Annotated in this window: 10 protein-coding genes; 9 read left to right on the top strand and 1 reads right to left on the bottom strand. The window is 44.4% G+C overall.

What is annotated here, in order from left to right:
• The first annotated feature begins 813 nt into the window (after positions 1-813).
• From CLV25_RS00990 to pruA, 5 genes are all read left to right on the top strand, one after another.
• Entirely contained in the window at positions 814-1,554 is a 741-nt protein-coding gene (locus tag CLV25_RS00990) for a DUF6261 family protein (RefSeq protein WP_131837770.1), read from the top strand.
• A gap of 554 nt (positions 1,555-2,108) precedes the next feature.
• On the top strand, positions 2,109-10,319 hold the full coding sequence (locus CLV25_RS00985; protein WP_131837769.1) for a PKD domain-containing protein: 8,211 nt from the start codon (positions 2,109-2,111) through the stop codon (positions 10,317-10,319).
• A gap of 45 nt (positions 10,320-10,364) precedes the next feature.
• Positions 10,365-11,318 (top strand): PorP/SprF family type IX secretion system membrane protein, encoded by a 954-nt coding sequence (locus CLV25_RS00980; RefSeq protein WP_165876949.1) that lies wholly within the window; start codon positions 10,365-10,367, stop codon positions 11,316-11,318.
• Between the two features lie 124 nt (positions 11,319-11,442).
• Positions 11,443-12,039 (top strand): OmpH family outer membrane protein, encoded by a 597-nt coding sequence (locus tag CLV25_RS00975; protein ID WP_131837767.1) that lies wholly within the window; start codon positions 11,443-11,445, stop codon positions 12,037-12,039.
• Between the two features lie 170 nt (positions 12,040-12,209).
• Positions 12,210-13,841, top strand: coding sequence for an L-glutamate gamma-semialdehyde dehydrogenase (pruA, locus tag CLV25_RS00970; RefSeq protein WP_131837766.1), 1,632 nt, complete (start codon positions 12,210-12,212; stop codon positions 13,839-13,841).
• Positions 13,842-14,269: 428 nt separating this feature from the next.
• Here pruA and CLV25_RS00965 read toward each other — a convergent pair whose 3' ends face one another.
• On the bottom strand, positions 14,270-14,743 hold the full coding sequence (locus tag CLV25_RS00965) for a hypothetical protein (RefSeq protein WP_131837765.1): 474 nt from the start codon (positions 14,741-14,743) through the stop codon (positions 14,270-14,272).
• Positions 14,744-15,168: 425 nt separating this feature from the next.
• Here CLV25_RS00965 and CLV25_RS00960 point away from each other — a divergent pair, with 425 nt between their 5' ends.
• The 4 genes from CLV25_RS00960 to CLV25_RS00945 all read left to right on the top strand — a co-directional run bounded on the left by CLV25_RS00960 (position 15,169) and on the right by CLV25_RS00945 (position 19,961).
• A complete protein-coding gene (locus tag CLV25_RS00960) occupies positions 15,169-16,176 on the top strand; it encodes a GntR family transcriptional regulator (protein WP_131837764.1) in 1,008 nt (335 codons plus the stop codon).
• A 115-nt stretch (positions 16,177-16,291) separates the two neighbouring features.
• Positions 16,292-17,200: a nucleotidyltransferase family protein gene (locus CLV25_RS00955; protein WP_131837763.1), complete on the top strand. Its 909-nt coding sequence runs from the start codon at positions 16,292-16,294 to the stop codon at positions 17,198-17,200.
• A gap of 80 nt (positions 17,201-17,280) precedes the next feature.
• Positions 17,281-18,330: an aldose epimerase family protein gene (locus tag CLV25_RS00950; protein WP_131837762.1), complete on the top strand. Its 1,050-nt coding sequence runs from the start codon at positions 17,281-17,283 to the stop codon at positions 18,328-18,330.
• Positions 18,331-18,335: 5 nt separating this feature from the next.
• On the top strand, positions 18,336-19,961 hold the full coding sequence (locus CLV25_RS00945; protein ID WP_131837761.1) for a sodium/sugar symporter: 1,626 nt from the start codon (positions 18,336-18,338) through the stop codon (positions 19,959-19,961).
• Positions 19,962-19,972: the final 11 nt, after the last annotated feature.

Here is a 19,972-nt window from a genome sequence, read left to right as displayed (position 1 = left end):
TTGGGAGTTTTGGGCCGATCCGTGGCAGCCCCCTCGTAGCCGTCTGGTTAGGGCGTGATAAAAGAGTCCTGATTCTATCATGCCGATCTCATTGCCATTAGCTTCAGCCAACGGCAATAAAAGCAGCATAAGCCGACCAATGGTGCTCTTTTTAATGGGTCAAGCGCGTACTTTCAAAAAGTCACCATGAAGATTTATACTTGTTTTGTTAACCAAACTAAATTTTTTATCTTAGGCATCGGTAAAGATTGTTTTTAGTAGCATTCTTTAGGCCAGCAAAAATATCAGCTAACGCATAACATTACGGGCTATTCAGCCAAATCGGGCCCAATAGCCTACAAAAATTTCCAAATTTTTAATCGTAGTACAAGCTGTAGCAGCTGCGTGAAACCTCGGGTCGAGCTTTCACCAAGGGAGAAGTTCCGTCGCCACATGGTAGCTGAGCTTTTACAGAATGTAAAGCTCTATCGCCACTCGGCAGCTGAGCTTTTACAGAGAGTAAAGCTCTATCGCCACTCGGCAGCTGAGCTTTTACAGAGAGTAAAGCTCTATCGCCATTCGGCAGCTGAGCTTTTACAGAGTGTAAAGCTCTATCGCCACTCGGCAGCTGAGCTTTTACAAAGCGTAAAGCTCTATTGCCATTCGGCAGCTGAGCTTTTACAGGGTATAAAGCTCTATCGCCACCCGGCAGCTGAGCTATAGCCTGTGCAACCGGCAGTATAGCCCTTGTAGTAGCTTGCGTTAGGGATATTCGACCTTGCCTTAAGTAAATGGTGCAAAAGCAGTCAGCCGCTAATCAAAAAACTAATTCTTATGGACGAATTAGCAATGGCCAAGCTCGGTGTCGCCGATGTAGGTTCGGTTGCAACGGTTATCAAGGAGGAGGTTGTGGCTTCGACCCTCAAGGAGGCGAAGGAGTCGGCACCCTACCAGGAGGTGGTAAACGAGCAGCTGAGCTACGACGACGCCATGGCTCGTGTACGTAAAAGCGACAATACGTTGTCGAAAAACGAGGCCGATAAGCGTCGCGACGATGCCTATGTGGGAACTCGTAAGGCTATCGATTCGCTAACCTACTCGCCTGTCGATGAGGTTAGCCAAAAGGCAACCAAGCTGTACAGCATTATGGACATGTACGGTGCAAGTGTCGAAAGGCTGCCCGACTCGAAGGAGAGCGAGTACCTGAAGATCATCATCAACCGCCTGAAGGAGCCCGAGAACTACCAGATGGCCACCGAGATCGGAGTAAAGGTGTTCGTTGACAATCTGGACAAGTGCGAGAACGATTTTCGTTCGGATTGGGGCGAGATGGAGAGCGATAAGGAAGAGTTTAGGAACAGCCTATCGGCCACCAAGAGCCGTAGGAAGCTGGAGGATGCCATCAACGCATTCTACGGCTACCTGGCCTACAACGCCAAGTACAACGCCAACAAGGAGCAGTTTGCCCAGCTGCAGCGCGCCATCTACAGCCGCTACCTAAGCATCCGCCAGAAGTACAACGAGCGGAAGAAAAAGGATGACCCAACCAAGACCGAAGGAGGCGAGCAGAAGTAGCCGCTTTGGGGTAACTATCGGAAGCCTACCTTGCAATGGGGTGGGCTTTTTTGTACTTGTGATATGAGATGTGAGATGTGAGATATGAGATGTGCGACGAGAGATTGGAGATGCAATGACGTTCAGTTACGCATATAGCTCAATTGCCGCTCTCATGCCGGGCTTGTTCCGGCATCTAAAATCGGAATTTAATAGATTCTAAAAAGGCCCCGCTTCTCGGGATTTGCGCTTCGCTACAACCTTCGGGAGGCTACGATCGGTAGGTTTCGGGTAAATAGGGTTGTGCCGTTGCATGCTTATAGCTGTGCCACTTCTGTTTCTTGCTGGTGCAGGGGGAGGCGCTCGGGGGGGCACAAATTTTTCTTAACGAATAATTGCTTGAAAGCATAGCGCCTAGCATTAGCGAAATGCTATATTTCGTGCACGAAGTGTTTTTTTTTGAAATCCATGTTTTTTTTGAAAAAAATGTTTTCTTTCTTTAAGGTGTGAAAAGGGGGGAATAATGGGCGTGTTGTAATGCCCTTAAGCTTTAGTTATAAAATTGGCTGTTGGTTATGAAGGTAAAGGCTGAATTTAATCCTTTTAGGGGCATATTGCTATTGCTCCTATTTACAGTTTGTGGACTGAAATCTTTCGCGCAAACCGATACGGAATTCTGGTTTGTTATTCCCGATGTTACGTACGAGCACCAGTCTCCAGGAGGAGAACCTGCGAATTTCACGATTTCGACATTGGATATGCCGAGCCGGGTAACGATTAGCATGCCCGCTAACCCATCCTTTACCCCAATTATTATTGATATTCCGGCCAACTCTGCGTACATACAGTCGATGAGTCCGTTTATTAACACGGCTGTTATCGCGAGTAAGTCAGGAAACCCTGATGCGGAAAACCAATATAAGACTTTACCAAACCCCACAAACCCTACAGGGGTTAACAAGTGCGGTATCCTAATTACGGCGACAACCCCAATTTCGGTCTACTACCAAATTGCCAACGTTAACAATACGGACTTGTATGCCCTTAAGGGGAAGAATGCGCTGGGAACCAAGTTCTACGTGCCCTTCCAAAACCTGCGCTCCAACCACCAGTTCTCGAATACGCACCCGGCCTATTCCTCCATAAACATAGTGGCAACCGAAGATGCAACAACGGTTCATGTAGAGCCTACCCAGGATGCCTACATTCATGGAACGCTCGTTACGAAAGGATCGGGTAAGGATATTACCCTGAATAAGGGTGAGTGTATAAGCATTGTCCCAAAGCTGGTAGGTGGACAACCAGCGCGTAACGGTGCCGATCACCTTTCAGGAACGCTCATCACCTCGGATAAGAACATTGCGATTACCATCAACGACGACTCCGTTCACAATCTTGGGGGAGGCAACTACGACATTATTGGCGATCAGCTGGTAAATATGACGTCGATTGGGCTCAAGTATGTGGTGCTAAAAACACAGGCAACCAACGGCGATGATCACATCTATGTGACGGCAACCGAGAATGGAACAACCGTAAAGTTCTACAACAACAATGGCAATCCGGCCGACTTTATAACGGTTACCATAGATGCCGGGCAGCAGGCCGACATTGCTACCTTGGGCGATTACTGCATCGTAGAGGCTGACAAGAAGGTGTCGCTGCTACATGTGGGAGGTTACGGCGGAGAGCTTGGTGGTGCCATTCTGCCCGCAATCGATAAGTGTACCGGAAGTACCCAAGTGGCATTTTACAAGCTCAGCCAAGGAGGAAAGTCGTTTAATACGAACGTTATGGTTCGTAGCAATGGTAAAGATGCGTTTTACCTAAACGGCGAAAAGATTAACCTAGCGGCGGCGGCTGGAAGTAATTGGACCCAGCTCCCCGGAACCGACTGGTGGTTTTTGCAGGTGCTCAACTGGAATACCGGCAAGTTTCCCTCCCTTAAGGAAGGACAGGGGAATATTCTTACCAACAAGGGCGACCTCTTCCACTTCGGGGTGTTCTACGGCGCCAGCAGCGGAGGCTGTAACTACGGTTTCTTCTCGGACTTTAACGAGCTGAAAATTGATGCCAATGTTGCAGGCGTAGAGGCTGGCGAAACCAAGGTTTGCTTTGGCGCCCCAATTCAGCTTTACGCCAAGGGCGGAACCTCCTACAAGTGGACTCCCGAAGACTATCTTAGCGATCCTACCGTATTTAATCCGGTTGCCAATATTCCGGTTCAGGGGGTAAAGCAGTACCAGGTAGAGGTTTCGGGAGCATGTAACATGAAGGAGATTAAAACCATTAACCTTCAAATTCTGCCTCCGGTAAAAGCGGGTTTCTCGGTCGACAAAATTGCCGGATGTTCGCCGCTTGCGGTTAGCTTTACCAATACCTCGCTAAACGCAGCAGAGCTACGCTGGAGCTTTGGCGATAAAATCGATACGGTTTCGAACAAGTTTAAGTCCCCTGGTTTGGTGGAAAAGTTTAGCCATCTATACGTAAACAATACCGATACGGCCGTAACCTACACCGTTCAGCTCATCGTAAAGAGCGAGTCGGGTTGTGGCGATGTAATAGAAAAGAAGATTACGGTTTATCCTTCGGTCGAAGCCAAGCTGAATAGAATAGACCCAACTCCAACCTTCTGTTCCCCTCGTAGCCTATCCTTCGAGAATGTATCGCCACCAACGGCATTGCCCGCTAGCGATATTACCTACATCTGGGATTTTGGCGATGGAGGTAGTATTAATACTGCTGCTGCAACTGTCAATCATGCATTCTCGGTTCTCGATAAGACTAAGCAGCGGTATAACGTGTCGCTTACAATGATGAATAAGTTTGGTTGTAAGTCGGTAGCAACAGATACTATTGATGTTTATGGCTTAGTTGATGCCTATTTTACGCTCGATAAGAATAGCGGATGTCCTAACCCTAACTTTAATGCGGTTCTTACCGACGGTTCTACCGGAATGATCGCGTCGAAGAATTGGACTTGGGATGGGTTTACATCTGCTGCAAGCGCAACTGCTCCTAATGCTTTTGATGTAGCTACAACCAACCGAACTCCTGATGCTGCGGCTGAAGATGTTAGAACAATAAGGCTTGATGTAATAGGGGCAGGAGGCTGTACGGACTTCCACGAGCAAAAGGTGACGATACATCCTTATGTAAATGCCCTTTTTACAGTCGGGGATAATATGCTATGCGACGGAGAGATTCTTAACATAACGAACTCTTCATCCAAGGGGTCTACGGATTTTTTCTGGGAGTTCGGTGATGGAGCAACCTCTGCTACTACCACTACTGCTAGCGTAACACACCTGTACAATAATTCTAGCTACAATACCATTCAGTACGACGTTAAGCTAACGGCTAAGTCGATCTCTGGATGTCAGAGTACTTACGTGTTGCCAACAAAGGTTTCTGTATACTCGCGTATCAATCCTAATTTTGTGGTTAAAGATTTGGGCGGCTGTGCGCCCTTTAACGCAACCATTGTAAACACGTCGCAGGGCAATCCGGGCAATAAGTATGAGTGGGATTTTGAAACCGATTCGAATGTTGATTTGGTTGAGAACTCTTTCGTCTCAGAACGACAGCACTTGTTTACCAATACTACGTCTACACCTAAAGACTATTCTGTTACGTTGAAGGTTACGAACGAGGGAGGTTGCTTTAACACGGTATCGCGTTTTGCAAGGGTTTACCCTCAGCCGGTTGCTGGATTTACGGTTGATAAAAATTTAGGATGTAATCCTTTACCCGTAACTTTTACGGCATCAACCAACGATCCAAACTACGACTATTCATGGTCGTTTGATGATGGAGCTACGGCAACAGGTTCAAGTGTGTCTAACACGTACAACAATTTTGACTATACTGCCGATAAGACCTTTAACCCGGTACTTACGGTTAGCTCTATTTATGGATGCTCTGCAACTATAACAAAGCCAGTTACCGTACATCCATTGCTTAAGGCTGCATTTACGGTTCAGCAGCTGTCGGCTTGCGCTCCATTCGATGTGCAAATAACGCCAAAATCGCTAGGGGCAACCTCTTACCTGTGGAATTTTGGAGATGGACGAACCGCCACCAAGACAACGGGGGATTCGTTTACCATCAGCTACGATAATACAGGGGCAACCTCAAATACATACAACATTAGCCTTGTTGCAACCAACTCGGGTGGTGCTTGTCAGGCAACGGCTACTGCTGTTCCCGTTGTGGTAGATCCTAGGGTGGTTGCAAGTGGTACCTTTGCTGTTGATGATAAATGTACCGGCGCGGTTACATTTAATAACACATCATCAGGCGCCACTTCGTATACTTGGGATTTTGGCGATGGCCAATCAGCTGGTGTTGCTACGGCTATTGCACAGAAGCACACTTACGAAAACAGGACAGCATTACAAAAAACATATACGGCAACACTAACTGCCGAAAATGCTAAGGGGTGTAAAGCCACCAAAACGTTCAGCGTGGATATAGTTCCTCGTATCGAGTCGGCTTTTACCTACGATGTTGTTGAGAAGTGTACTCCTATGAAGATACATATTATCAACACTTCTTTGAATGGAACAGAGTTTCAGTGGGACTACGGACATACAATTGGCGGTGTTGCTCAACAGGAGGTTAAAACGGTAAAGGATGCTTTTGATAGGATCATTGATAGTGAAGATCCATCTCAGGTAAAAACCTATACCCTTAAGTTAACGACACTGGACAAATCATCGGGCTGTTCTGCTGTTTCTACAAAGGACATTACCGTACATCCAAGGGTAAAACCCTCTTTTACTAGTACTATTATTGATAAGTGTACAGGAAAGCTATCCTTCCAAAATGCAACAACAGGTGCAACTACTTACACATGGAATTTTGGCGACATGACATCTTCGTACACAACCGATAAGCTAGATGCTGTTGCGCATACCTACTTAAATAGGAGTGGCATTAATGCAACGTTTAACGCTAAGTTGACTGCTAGTAACTCTATCGGATGTTCTGCAGAGTATGCTCAAGATATTTCAATAGTACCTCTTGTAGAGTCAAGTTTTACAATGGAGGAGCTGGAGAAGTGTACCCCTGTTAAGGTTAAGCTAACCAACACCTCGTTGAATGGTAGCGAGTTTAAATGGGATTATGGGCATACTATTGGAGGTATTGCGCAACAGGAAGTTCGTGCTACAAAGGATGTTTTCGAGAAGATAATCGATAGTGAAAGCCTTAATCAGGTTTTAACCTATCAAGTAAAGTTAACAACCTTGGATAAGACATCCGGATGCTTTGCTGTTTCCACCAAGGATTTAATCGTATACCCTAAAGTGCTGCCATCGTTTAGCAGCTCGGTTGTTGATAAGTGTACTGGTAAGGTATCTTTCCAAAATACCACAACTGGAGCAACAACCTATACATGGTTCTTTGGCGATCCAAGTTCGGCGTATACTACAGATAAGCTGGATCCTGTATCCCATACCTATTTGAATAGGAATGCGACCAATGCAACGTTTAATGCTAAGCTTATTGCTAGCAATGCTATTGGTTGTTCAGCTGAGGCTGTAAAAGATATTTCGATAGTACCTAGAGTAGAGTCGAGTTTTACGCTGGAAGAGTTGGAGGTTTGTAGCCCAATGAAGGTTAAGCTTACGAATACGTCGCTCAATGGACAGCAGTTTACCTGGGATTATGGTCATACTATTGGAGGTGTACCCCAAGTTGATGTTAAGTCTGATAAACTTGCATTTGAAAAGGTTATAGATAGCGAATCGGCTAATACAGTGTTGAACTACCCAATTAAGCTAACGGTACTTGATAAAAATACGCTCTGTGCCGACGATTCAACAATTAATCTCACCGTTCATCCAAGATTAGTGCCCTCGTTCACCTCAGATAAAGTGGGTGGATGCTCAGATCTTCCAGTTGTGTTAACCAACACATCAACAGGTGGAAATCTTTCTTTTAACTGGGATTTTAACGACGGACAATCTGTAAAGACTTCGGACATTTCTGAGACGGTAGCCCATACATTTATCAATAGGAACTCTACCACAAAGAATTATAATGTGGTATTAACGGCTACCAACGTAAAGGGATGTAAGGCTACTACATCTAAGTCTATAGGTGTATATCCTAAAGTAGAAGCGGCCTTTACCTTTATTCAGCCTTCGAAGTGTACTCCATTCCCGATTGATATTACCAATAGTTCGCTTAATGGAACCGAATATTCATGGGACTTTGGGCATGTAGTAAACGGGAATAAGAGAGATACTCTAACAACATCAAAGGCTGGATTTAGAACATACATTTATAATAGCAATACCTCAAGTGCTCAAACATACACGCTAACCCTTACGGCTCGTGATGCCGTAACGGGATGTAGCGATATTGTCACCAAAACTGTAGATGCTCAGCCAGAGGTCAAGTCTATCTTTAGCTTAAGTACAGATAAGGGGTGTAATCCGCTTACGGTTTCGTTTACCAATTCGTCTACTGGCTCTTCTGCGTACACTTGGAACTTTGGGAATAATACTTCTTCGGCAAGCGTTACCCCTGCATCAATGGTATTTACTAATAGCGATACTGTTAGCATTAAAACCTATAATATTACGCTAACATCTAAGAACCAAGATGGATGTACTAATGTCTCAACCAAGCGTGTAGACGTTTATCCGAAGGTATTGGCTGATTTTAGTTTAGATAAGGTAAACGGATGTACGCCTTTAGCCGTGAAGGTTGTTAATGCATATCCATCTTCGGCTTACCGTTACGAGTGGTCTTTAGGTTCGAACGGAACCAGCACTTCTCAGCAAATTCCTGATCTGAACTTTATAAATTCGACTACGGATTATACCATTCAGACCGAAAAGCTAAAGCTAAAGGTATTCTATAAGGGAGATGCTACCTGCTTCAAAGAGGTTGAGCGTTCGGTAGATGTTTATCCTGGAACACGAAGCGACTTTGCAATGGATGTTACTGAAGCTTGTAACCCATTGGTTGTAAACTTTACAAACGAGACAAAGTCGTACAACAACTCGGCTTCTTATAAGTGGAGTTTTGGAAGTCTAGGTAGCTCTGGGGATGTAAATCCTAAGTATACGTTTACTAATTTATCCAGAACAGAGCGAGTTACATACGCAGTCAAGCTTAAGTCCACTTCTATCCATGGATGTAGCGATTCAACGACTAAGACGGTTGTTGTTCGCCCCATTCCCAAGGCTCAAATGGCAATAAACACAGCCTCTGGTTGTGCTCCTTTTAACGTTGATGTGCAGAATCTTTCTATAGGTTCCATGCCAACGTACACCTTCTGGCTGGATAATGACAGAACGGCATCTGTTGTGAGAAATGGAAACTCTAACGTTCAGTTCAATATTGATAACCTTGCCGATACTCCAAAAATGACGGAGGTCTGGCTAAAAGCGGTTAGCGATTTTGGTTGCAAAGACAGTACTTCTCAGAAGGTTTATACCTATCCTCATGTTACTTCTGCTTTTACGTTTACGCCTTCGGATGCAGGATGTAATCCTTTGACGGTAAACTTTGCTAATTCCTCAAAAAATGCTATTTACTACACTTGGGATTTTGATGATGGGGTAACGGCTCACGTTAGCTCACCAAGCCATGTTTTCCAGAATTTTCAGGAGCAGGATAAGGTGTATAATGTCAAGCTTAAGGTAAAATCGGAATATGGTTGTGAGCATGTATCATCGAAAGATTTTACGGTATTCTCGGCACCTATAGCCTACTTTACCATAGATCCACCTTTGAGGACCTATCCTGACGCTTCATTCCTGTTTAACAACCAAACTACTCCAAAGGCAACAAATTGGAATTACGAATGGACGTTTGGAGATGGAGGTAAGTACATAGGCGTAGATCCTCCTGTTTATACATATAAGACATGGGGAGATCCTGCTAATGACTATAAGTACAATGTAACGCTAAAGGTGTCTAATGGAAACTGTAAGGACGAGATGACGCAGTTCCTTTATCTAAAGCCTGCTATCCCAGTTTCTATTTTCTCATCGAGCGTTGGTAGTAGCTGTTCTCCGTTGGAAACACAGTTTGTTCATCAGGCTAAGTACTACAAGTCTATCGAATGGAATTTTGGCGATGGAACAACATCAACGGAGGATAGCCCATATCACGTTTATAAAACGCCTGGAAAGTATCACGTTCAGCTAACCGTAAAGGGCGACGGCGGTAACTCGTACTCCTATACGACGCTGCAGGTTTATCCTAATCCGGTTGCAAGTTTTAAGCTCGCTCCTAATGAGGCTATGCTTCCCGAGGCTCGTGTACAGTTCTATAATACGTCAACCGAAGGAAAAGATTACGCTTGGGATTTTGGAGATATGGTTGGATCGTCTACCGAAAAAAATCCAACGTATACCTACAAAAAGTTGGGTAATTATGATGTTAGGCTGCGCGTGACCTCCGAAAATGGCTGTACTGATGACACTTTGGTTAAGGCGGGAGTAAAAGTTGTTGGCGAAGGCGTTTTAAAATTCCCCAATGCATTTATTCCAAACTCGTATGGTGCTAATGGTGGAGTTTACGAAATGCCAGACTATAAGAATGAGGTTTTTCACCCAATTAGCGAGGGCGTTGTTACCTACAAGTTGTTGATCTACAATAGATGGGGTGAAAAATTATTCGAAAGCAATGATGTCAATATAGGTTGGGACGGCTACTATAAGGGAAAGCTATGCGAGCAAGGTGTTTACGTGTACAGGGCAATGGGGCGATTTACTAATGGGAAAACATTCGATGTTCGAGGAGATGTTACGTTGCTTCGATAGTTTAGGAGGGATATGAATATGATTTTAAGAAAATGTTTGCTTGTTTTGGTACTTGGGCTATGGGGGGGCTTGGCTAAGGCTCAGGATCCTCAGTTTACTCAATTTTATGCCAATTCGCTCTATCTATCACCTTCATTTGCCGGTGCTGTAAAAGACTCACGTTTAACTGCAAGCTATCGTAATCAATGGACGGGGTTAAGCAATTCGTTTAACACCTTTAATGTGGCTGTTGACCACTATTTCTATAATTTGAAAAGTGGTTTTGGGCTAATTGCTTTTAGAGACGTTGCCGGATCGTTAAACCTGTCTAATACCCTTGTTGGGGTGCTTTACTCGTACAATATCCCTCTGAATTTCGAATGGTATGTGCGTCCTGGAGTCGGCTTCTACTACGATCAACGATCTATTGATTACTCTAATATTGTACTAGGTGATCAACTATCATCGGGAGGTCAGAGCAGTTCGATCTCAAATCTGAAGGGAAATGCATCTAAACGATCTTTCGACTTTTCAGCGTCTTCACTTTTAGTCGGCCCTAATGTTTGGGTTGGCTTTGCGCTCGACCACCTACTTCGTCCTGATAGATCGCTTCTTGGATTGGAGAATAGGCTTCCTGTTAAATTTTCAGTTCATGGTGGCTACCGTTTCGTTATTCAGGGATACTATCTTAGGCCTGTAGATGAAAGTGTGACGGCTGCGTTTAACTATAAGCAACAAGGAATATTTCACCAGTTTGATCTTGGATTGTACTGGTATAAGCGTCCTATTATGGTTGGGGTTTGGTACAGGGGTATTCCAATTGCAAAGAATTCTGGAACTGACGCGCTCGCCTTCTTAATTGGACTGAAGGTTCCTAAATTTAATATTGCTTACAGCTACGATCTTACGCTCTCTAATTTTGGGGTAGATTCGGGAGGGGCTCACGAAATATCGCTAACCTATGAGTTTAGCACGCAAGGACGGAAGAAGTGGAAGGCTGTTCCTTGTCCCGAATTCTAGTGCTGATTTGTATGTTGTTTAAAATTAGAGGTTTGTTTTACGAAAGTATTTTTGCATGTTTAGGGTAGAGCGTAAATAAATTCGTATATATTTGCATTAAACAACGAAAATCAAAAAAACTTTTATGAAAAAAGGAGCATTAATTTTTTACATCGCTATTTCAGCTGCAGTGCTTGGTCTCTACATTTTGTTCTTTGTTTCAAAAGGGGGAGAAGAAAAAGCAACGACCGCAGTATCTGCTGGAGGGGCTAAAAGCGTAATAGCGTACGTTAATATCGATACCGTTTTGGCGAAGTACGATATGGCTGCAGACCTAAATAAATCGTTGCAGGATAAAACTAAAAAAATTGAAAACGAGTTCGGGTCTAAGGTTCAGAATTTCCAACGAGAAGCTGTTGATTTTCAAGATAAAGCTCAAAAGGGGTTGATTACTCGTTCTCAGGCAGAAGAAATGCAAGGTCGTCTTCAACAGAAGCAGCAGTCTCTATCTCAGCAAGAAAATCAGTATCGTATGCAGCTTGCCGAAGAGCAGCAAGTTGCCTTAAGGAACATTCATTCAAAGATCGTAGACTTCCTAAAGGAGTATAATAAGACTAAGGGGTACTCTGTAATTGTGAGCACTACGTTGTATGGTGGTCCAGTGCTTGTAGGTAATGCGGCATTAGACATTACTGATGATGTTATTAAGGGGTTGAACGACACTTATAAGTCTAGCAAGTAAGATTTTTCAATAGGAAATAGAAGAGGGTTGCCTATAAGGCAACCCTCTTTTGCTTTATATACGAGGCTTGCATCTGGTTGTAATTAGGTAAAATTTTCTACAAAAATCATCTTTGGTATTTCAAATTTTTTAACTTTGATCGCGATATGTTACAAACTTAATCTACCAGTATGAATAATTCAGTCTTTAGATTCGAAAAGCCAAAGAACGAGCCAGTTCTGAGCTATGCGCCAAATTCGCCCGAGCGGCTTGAGTTGGTTGCAGAACTTGAGAGAATGTCATCTCAACAAATTGATATACCACTGATTATAGGTGGAAAAGAGATTAGAACTGGCAACTTAGGTAAAGTTGTCATGCCTCACGACCATGGACACGTTTTAGCAACCTACCACATGGCCGGAGAAAAAGAGGTGCGAATGGCAATTGAGGCTGCTGTAGAAGCTCGTAAAAAATGGGAAAATATTCCTTGGGTTGAGAGGGCATCCATTGCTATTCGGGTTGCAGAGCTTATTGCAAAGAAGTATAGAGCTGTTATGAATGCAGCTACCATGCTAGGTCAAAGTAAGAATGCCTTCCAAGCCGAGATCGATTCTGCTTGCGAAACCATCGATTTCCTTCGCTTTAATGCATATTACATGTCTCAAATTTATGCCGATCAGCCAATGTCGCCAACTACCGATGTGGTTAATCGCATGGAGTATCGTCCGCTCGAAGGGTTTGTATTCGCCGTTACCCCATTTAATTTTACCGCTATTGCATCGAATCTCTGCATGTCGCCTGTGATTATGGGAAATGCGGTGGTTTGGAAGCCTGCTACAACGGCAATTCTTTCGAACTACTACCTAATGCAAATCTACAAGGAGGCAGGCCTACCTGATGGCATAATTAACTTTATTCCTGGTAAAGGGTCTGTTATAGGCAAGGAGATCTTTGCTCATCGCGAGTTTGCCGGCGTTCACTTCACCGGATCTACCTGGACTTTCAACTCATTCTGGTCCGAAATTGCTCGAAATCTTCCTAACTATCGCTCGTATCCTAAGATTGTTGGCGAAACCGGCGGTAAGGATTTCGTAATGGTACACCCATCGGCCGATGTGCAGCAGGTTGCCGTTGCGCTGGTTCGTGGTGCATTCGAGTTTCAAGGACAAAAATGTTCGGCAGCTTCTCGTGCATATATCCCAAAATCGATGTGGTATGCTGTAAAAGATAGCATGGGTAAAATGCTTACAGATATAAAGGTCGGAGACGTTCGTAATTTCTCCAACTTTGTAAATGCCGTTATCGACGAGGCTGCCTTCGATTCGATTACCGGCTACATCGAGAAGGCCCGCAACACCAAGGATGCCGAGATCGTATTCGGCGGAACCTACGACAAGAGCAAGGGGTACTTCATACAGCCTACCGTTATCCTAGCCAACGATCCTCATTTCGTTACGATGGAAGAGGAAATATTTGGTCCTGTACTAACCATTCACGTTTACGAGGATGCTAAGTTTGAGGAAACGCTGGAGCTTGTAGATTCTACCTCTCCTTACGCGCTAACAGGATCGATCTTCTCGAACGACCGCTACGCCACCGAGGTGGCCTTCGAAAAGCTGAAGTATGCCGCAGGCAACTTCTACATCAACGATAAGCCGACCGGAGCCGTTGTTGGACAGCAGCCTTTTGGCGGTGCACGCGCATCGGGAACCAACGACAAGGCAGGTAGCTACCTTAACCTGATCCGCTGGACCAACCCACGCTCGATTAAGGAGACGCTAAATCCACCTACCGACTACCGATACCCATTCCTAGCGGAATAAGAACTTATGGTTAAGGGCTCCTTCGGGGGCCCTTTTTGTTTACACCACCACTGCAATAGCCGATCATCGTCATGCATTAAATGTATATCCGAAATACATTTAAAGTATATCGGATATACATTCGAGGTATATTGGAAATACATTTAAAGTATATCAGAAATACATTATGGGTATATCAGAAATGTATTCAACGTATATTCGATATACATTTGAGGTATATCAAATATAGCTGTAATGTATTGCGGGAATACATTTAATGTATATCAGAAGTACATTAAATGTATATCGGAAATACATTTAGGGGTTTTTCGAGATGGGCTTAAGCTATGGTGGAGATACTTGTAGCCCTGCCTCTGTACGCTGCCAGGCCGTAAAAACAAGTCTCGTTTTACGAAGGAACAGGACATATTGCATTTAATGGACCATCGCTACTCTTCGACTTTCTTCTTTCTGCCACCGGGGAACTGCTTTTTAAGCTCTTCGTAGATGGCTGAGGAGCCTGCCGCATTGCCCCTATAGGCAACCTTTACCGATCGGTAGAAGCCCATGCAGGCGTTGTAGATGTCGGTGCCCAGCAGCAGGTTGGTGTCCGTCAGCCCCTGAAGGATAAGCGACATTTTATCGATTAACGGATTTAGGTAGCCGTGCGCCTCTAGGTCGAGCTTTAGCTTCGAGGCATCAACATACGAGGGGATCAGGTGCGGGTTGTTGTAGAGGAAGCTTGAGGAACGGTTCACCCATCCCTCCATGTTGTACTTTACGCGGCTGTACTTCTTGCGCTGCAGGGGCGTAAGGTTTACCACCTTGCCCTCCAGCACCTGCTCCAGCGTGGCTAGGGCGTTGTCTATGGCCTTCTTCTCGTCGTCGGAGAAGGTTATGCAGATAAGATCGTTCAATGGCATACGCTGCAAATTTAGGGGTTAGGCTATCGGTGAAGGAGCTACCTTCACCTCATTCAGAAACGAATATAGCCAAAAGTCCTAAAAAATTATCGTTAAGCAGAGAGTTTTAAAGAGTTCGTCTTTCTGCTAATTACCACGGCAGCAGCGGTAACCTCTTGGCATCCCATTCCCCCAACAGGTAGCCGCTAAGGATGGAGTTTCCCATGCTGATCGACATGCCAGATTCCGCCCTATCCTACCAGTACGGTTCGTACCAGTAAAAAAACAGCAAAATACCGAACGGTCATGCATTAAGTTGCATAGGTGATATTTCACAAGCAATAAAAGCCGCTAGAAAACGTTAAATCGCCAGTATATAGGCAAGCTTAAGCTAAGCTGTATTGTTTTTTGCCTACCTTTACCCACCAGTTAAAAGAGGGAAATCTATGTGCCAACTCGATTTTATTAGCATCGACAAAAGCCTGTCTGTTTCTAAGTATAAGCAGATTATCAACTCTGTTCTTGACGCTATTGGTGAAGAGCGGTTGGTTTTGGGCGATAAAATGCCATCGATTAACGAAATCTGCGAAAAGTTCGACCTTTCGCGAGATACGGTTCTTACAGCCTATAATGAGCTGAAATCAAAGGGTATTATTGCAGCGCATCCGGGAAAGGCTTACTACGTGTGCTCTACCAACGTGAACATGGAGCAGAATATAATGCTGCTTTATGATGAGCTGAATGCTTTTAAGGAGGAGCTTTACAACTCTTTTATTCGAACGATTGGGGATAAGGCCAACGTCGACCTTTATTTCCATAATTTCAATAGAAAGATATTTAACCACCTTCTTAAAGAGAACAACTACAAGTATACCGCTTATGTTGTGATGCCAGCTCAGTTTACGGGCATATCCTCTATTTTGGGAGACTTAAAAGGTAAGGTTTACATTCTAGATCAGCTACCTGTTGAGCTAAGGGGAAACTATCCGACAATATACCAAAACTTCGAAAAGCAGGTTTATAGCGGCTTAATGGAGGCAAAGGATCGGATTGCCAAGTATCGAAAGATCATATCGGTTTATCCTGGTGGAAAAGAGCCCGAGTCTCAGCTTCGAGGCTTTATCCGTTTCTGTAAAGAGGTAAATATGCCGTTTGATGTTATAAACGACCTGAGAAATAGATCTGTGAAAGAGGGTGAGGTTTACCTCGTGGTAAACGATGCGCACCTTGTAGAGCTGGTTAAGCTCTCCCGTAATCAAGGTTTGGCGATAGGTTCTGATATAGGTATTATTTCGTTGAATGATACTCCGCTGAAGGAGGTGGTGGCCAATGGTATTACAACCATTTCAACCGATTTTGCAAAGATGGGCGAAACTCTAGCCAGCTTTATACTAAATAAGACAGCAGCCCAGATTGAAAATCCGTTCTCGCTAATTGTTCGCGATTCACTTTAAACAACCATCATAAATAATAGTAAGATGAAACCCGCATGGCTAGCAGTGGCAAACAGATATATGCAAAACCTTGTTATGCGGGTCGCATCCAACCTTTAAAAACAATTTTATTCGGATGAAACCAACGTTGTTGATACTTGCTGCCGGTATGGGAAGCCGCTATGGCAGTCTTAAACAAATGGATGGTCTTGGACCAAATGGCGAAACCATAATGGACTACTCGATTTACGACGCTATCCGCGCCGGATTCGGCAAGGTAGTTTTCGTAATTCGCGGCAGCTTCGAAAAGGAGTTTAGGGAGGTATTCTCTAAAGAGCGCTACGCAAACCAAATAGAAGTAGACTATGTGCTTCAGGAGCTGGATAAGATTCCAAGCCAGTTTGCCCTTAACCCAGAGCGCACCAAGCCTTGGGGAACCAATCACGCCGTTATGATGGCAAAGGATGCCATTAAGGAGCCATTTGCAGTTATCAACGCCGACGATTTCTACGGAAAGGATGCATTTGCCGTTCTTGGAAAGTTTCTTAGCGAAATCAGCGGGAAGAAAAACGAGTACTGCATGGTGGGCTACCACCTAGGCAACACGCTTTCGGAGATGGGCTCTGTATCGCGTGGGGTTTGCAGCACTGATGCCAACAAAAACCTAACCGGAGTGGTTGAGCGTACCAGCATCGAAAAAATCGACGGGGTGATTAAGTATAAGGACGAAAATGATCAGCTGGTGGCTGTTGATGCAAGCACTATCGTTTCGATGAATATGTGGGGCTTCACACCCGATTACTTCGAGCATTCGGATGCTATGTTTGCCGATTTCCTTGCTAATAATATGGAGAACATCAAGTCGGAGTTCTTTATTCCACTAGTGGTTAACAAGCTCATCAACGATGGTACATCGACCTTAAAGGTTTTGGATACCAATGCGCAATGGTTCGGTGTTACCTATCAGGGCGATCGTCCTGCTGTTGTTGAGAAATTGAACAGCCTGATTGCCTGCGGAGAGTATCCAAATAAGCTTTGGGAATAGATCGGTAATACAAGAGCAGCACGTTATGCGGCAGCGCGTTGTGCTGCTCCCTTAAACCAAACGAACAGAGACTTCGTCACATGAAAATAGCAATTGACAAGTTTGGGGTTACACCTAAAGGAGAGCAAGTCGATTTGATAACTCTTGAGAACGAGAGTGGAGCATACGTAAAGGTTACTAGCTACGGCGCAAAGCTGGTGTCGCTTGTTGTGCCCGATAAAACTGGCGATTTGGCCGATGTTGTGCTGGGCTACAACGATTTGGATAGTTACCTTAACGGCGAACGCTTTTTTGGATCAAATCCGGGTCCTTTTGCTAACCGCATCAAAAATGCCTCATTTACGATTGACGGGCACACCTACAACCTTACGCCCAACGAGGGCGCGAACCTTCTTCACAGTGGCAGCAGCGCTATTGAGGCAGAGATTTGGAACTACGAGGTCGAAAACGATTCGGTTTGCTTTTCCTGTAGCATACCGGATGGGAAATACGGATTTCCTGGTGATTTGAATATCGCGATTTGTTACCGATGGAGCAACGATATGAGGCTTTCTATCGACTACAGAGCAACTACAACAAAGCCTACCCACATTAACCTCACCCATCATTCCTACTTTAACCTGAATGGAGATAGCAGCGAAACTATTCTCGATCATATTGCGAGCGTAAATGCGAGTTACTATCTTGAGACGGATGTAAATATGGTTCCTACAGGGAATATATTGCCTGTTGCCAACACACCTTTAGATTTGCGAGAGAGCAAGGTTATTGGCAGCGTTGTTGCCGCCGATTACGAGCCTATAATAAAATGTAGAGGAATTGATCATTGTTACGTGATAGACAGAAAAGAGGAGGGGCTTGCTCATTGTGCGCGTGTGGTGGCCCCTAGGTCGAGTCGTACAATGGATGTGTACACTACGCTTCCTGGCGTTCAGTTCTATACCGATAATTTCGATAACGGAGTACTGCCTGGAAAGCATGGTAAGGTTTATCCATCTAGAAGCGCGTTTTGCTTAGAGCCTCAATTCTATCCGAACAGCCCTAACATTGAGTCTTTCCCAAGTACTCTTCTGCAACCAGGCAACGAGTACTTTCACAGTATAGTTTACCAGTTCAATCAAAAACTTTAGCACACATGACATTTAACGTTTTAGACTATGGCATCCTTATTGGCTATATGTTCCTAATCTTGGGGATTGGCCTTTGGGTATCGAGAGAAAAAAAAGGAGAAAAGAAGAATGCATCAGACTACTTCCTAGCTGGTAAGGGATTACCTTGGTGGGTAATTGGAGCGTCGCTTATTGCTTCTAATATTTCGGCAGAACAGTTTATTGGTATGTCGGGTTCGGGGTTTGCTATCGGAATGGGTATTGCCTCGTACGAGTTTATGGCCGCAATTACGCTGATTATCGTTGCCGTATTTTTCCTCCCAATCTTCCTTAAGATGGGAATTTATACTATGCCCGAATTCCTAGAACAGCGCTACGATAAACGTGTAAAAACAACCATGGCCATTTTCTGGCTAGCTGTTTTTGTTTTTGTTAACCTAGCCTCTATTCTTTACCTAGGTGCGCTTACCATTAAGAATGTGATGTTCGAGGGTAAGGACCTTCTAATCATGGGGTGCAGCGTAGATCCGCTTTGGTTTGGGATTGTTGTGTTAGGTCTTTTCTCTGCCGCCTATTCGGTTTACGGTGGTCTTAAATCGGTTGCTGTTACCGACGTAGTTCAGGTAATTTTCCTTATCGGAGGTGGCTTGTTTACCACTTATGTGGCTCTTCAGTTCCTTGGCGACAATGGTAGTGCTTTTGATGGCTTTATTAAGCTTACCGAAAAGGCTCCAGAGAAGTTCGATATGATTCTTAGCAAGGATAACCCTCAGTACTCTAACCTTCCAGGTTTGAGCGTTCTTATTGGTGGAATGTGGATTGCCAACCTCTACTACTGGGGATGTAACCAGTACATTATTCAGCGTGCGCTAGCCGCTAAGAGCGTTAAGGAAGCTCAGTCTGGTTTGGCTTTTGCCGGAATCCTAAAGCTGCTTCTTCCTCTTATTGTTGTTATTCCTGGTATTGTTGCCTTTGTAATCACCAGCGATCCTACCAATGCACACTACAACGAGATCTCTAAGCCTGATGCTGCTTACCCTTGGTTGCTACATAACTTTGTTCCAAATGGAGTTAAGGGGTTGGCATTTGCTGCGCTTGTTGCTGCTATTGTTAGCTCGTTAGCTTCGATGATGAACAGCATTTCTACCATCTTTACAATGGATATCTATAATGGCTACATCAAGAAGGATGCTTCTCAAACTCACCTTGTAAAGGTTGGTAGAATTACGGCAGGTGTTGCTCTTCTTATCGCAATCCCAGTTGCCATTATGCTCCAAAATCTCGATCAAGCATTCCAGTTTATTCAGGAGTTTACGGGATTTGTTAGCCCAGGTGCTCTTGCTATTTTCCTTCTTGGATTCTTCTGGAAGAGGGCCACTGCAAATGGCGCCTTACTTGCAGCTCTAGGAACATTCGTATTCTCGTTTATTCTGAAGGTTGCTACTCCCGAGATCCCATTTATGGATAGGATGATGATCGTATTCTTTATCTGTGTGCTTGTCATGGTTATCTCTGCATACATTGAGAAGAAGCCCGAAAGCGCCAAGTCAATTGTTCTCGAAAAGGGTATGTTTAACACCGGGATAGGCTTCAAGATTACCTCGCTTGTGATAATTGCAATTCTTATATTTATCTACACCATTTGGTGGTAACCACGTACAAC

Origin of the sequence: Acetobacteroides hydrogenigenes, from assembly GCF_004340205.1 — a bacterium.
GTDB lineage: Bacteria > Bacteroidota > Bacteroidia > Bacteroidales > ZOR0009 > Acetobacteroides > Acetobacteroides hydrogenigenes.
The sequence above is the reverse complement of the archived record's forward strand: the minus strand, read 5'-3'. Positions and strand labels throughout refer to the sequence as shown.

Coding starts and splice junctions, on each gene's coding strand:
- CLV25_RS00990 (WP_131837770.1), top strand. CDS start 814: ATGGACGAATTAGCAATGGCCAAGCTCGGTGTCGCCGATGTAGGTTCG.
- CLV25_RS00985 (WP_131837769.1), top strand. CDS start 2,109: ATGAAGGTAAAGGCTGAATTTAATCCTTTTAGGGGCATATTGCTATTG.
- CLV25_RS00975 (WP_131837767.1), top strand. CDS start 11,443: ATGAAAAAAGGAGCATTAATTTTTTACATCGCTATTTCAGCTGCAGTG.
- pruA (WP_131837766.1), top strand. CDS start 12,210: ATGAATAATTCAGTCTTTAGATTCGAAAAGCCAAAGAACGAGCCAGTT.
- CLV25_RS00965 (WP_131837765.1), bottom strand. CDS start 14,743: ATGCCATTGAACGATCTTATCTGCATAACCTTCTCCGACGACGAGAAG.
- CLV25_RS00960 (WP_131837764.1), top strand. CDS start 15,169: ATGTGCCAACTCGATTTTATTAGCATCGACAAAAGCCTGTCTGTTTCT.
- CLV25_RS00955 (WP_131837763.1), top strand. CDS start 16,292: ATGAAACCAACGTTGTTGATACTTGCTGCCGGTATGGGAAGCCGCTAT.
- CLV25_RS00950 (WP_131837762.1), top strand. CDS start 17,281: ATGAAAATAGCAATTGACAAGTTTGGGGTTACACCTAAAGGAGAGCAA.
- CLV25_RS00945 (WP_131837761.1), top strand. CDS start 18,336: ATGACATTTAACGTTTTAGACTATGGCATCCTTATTGGCTATATGTTC.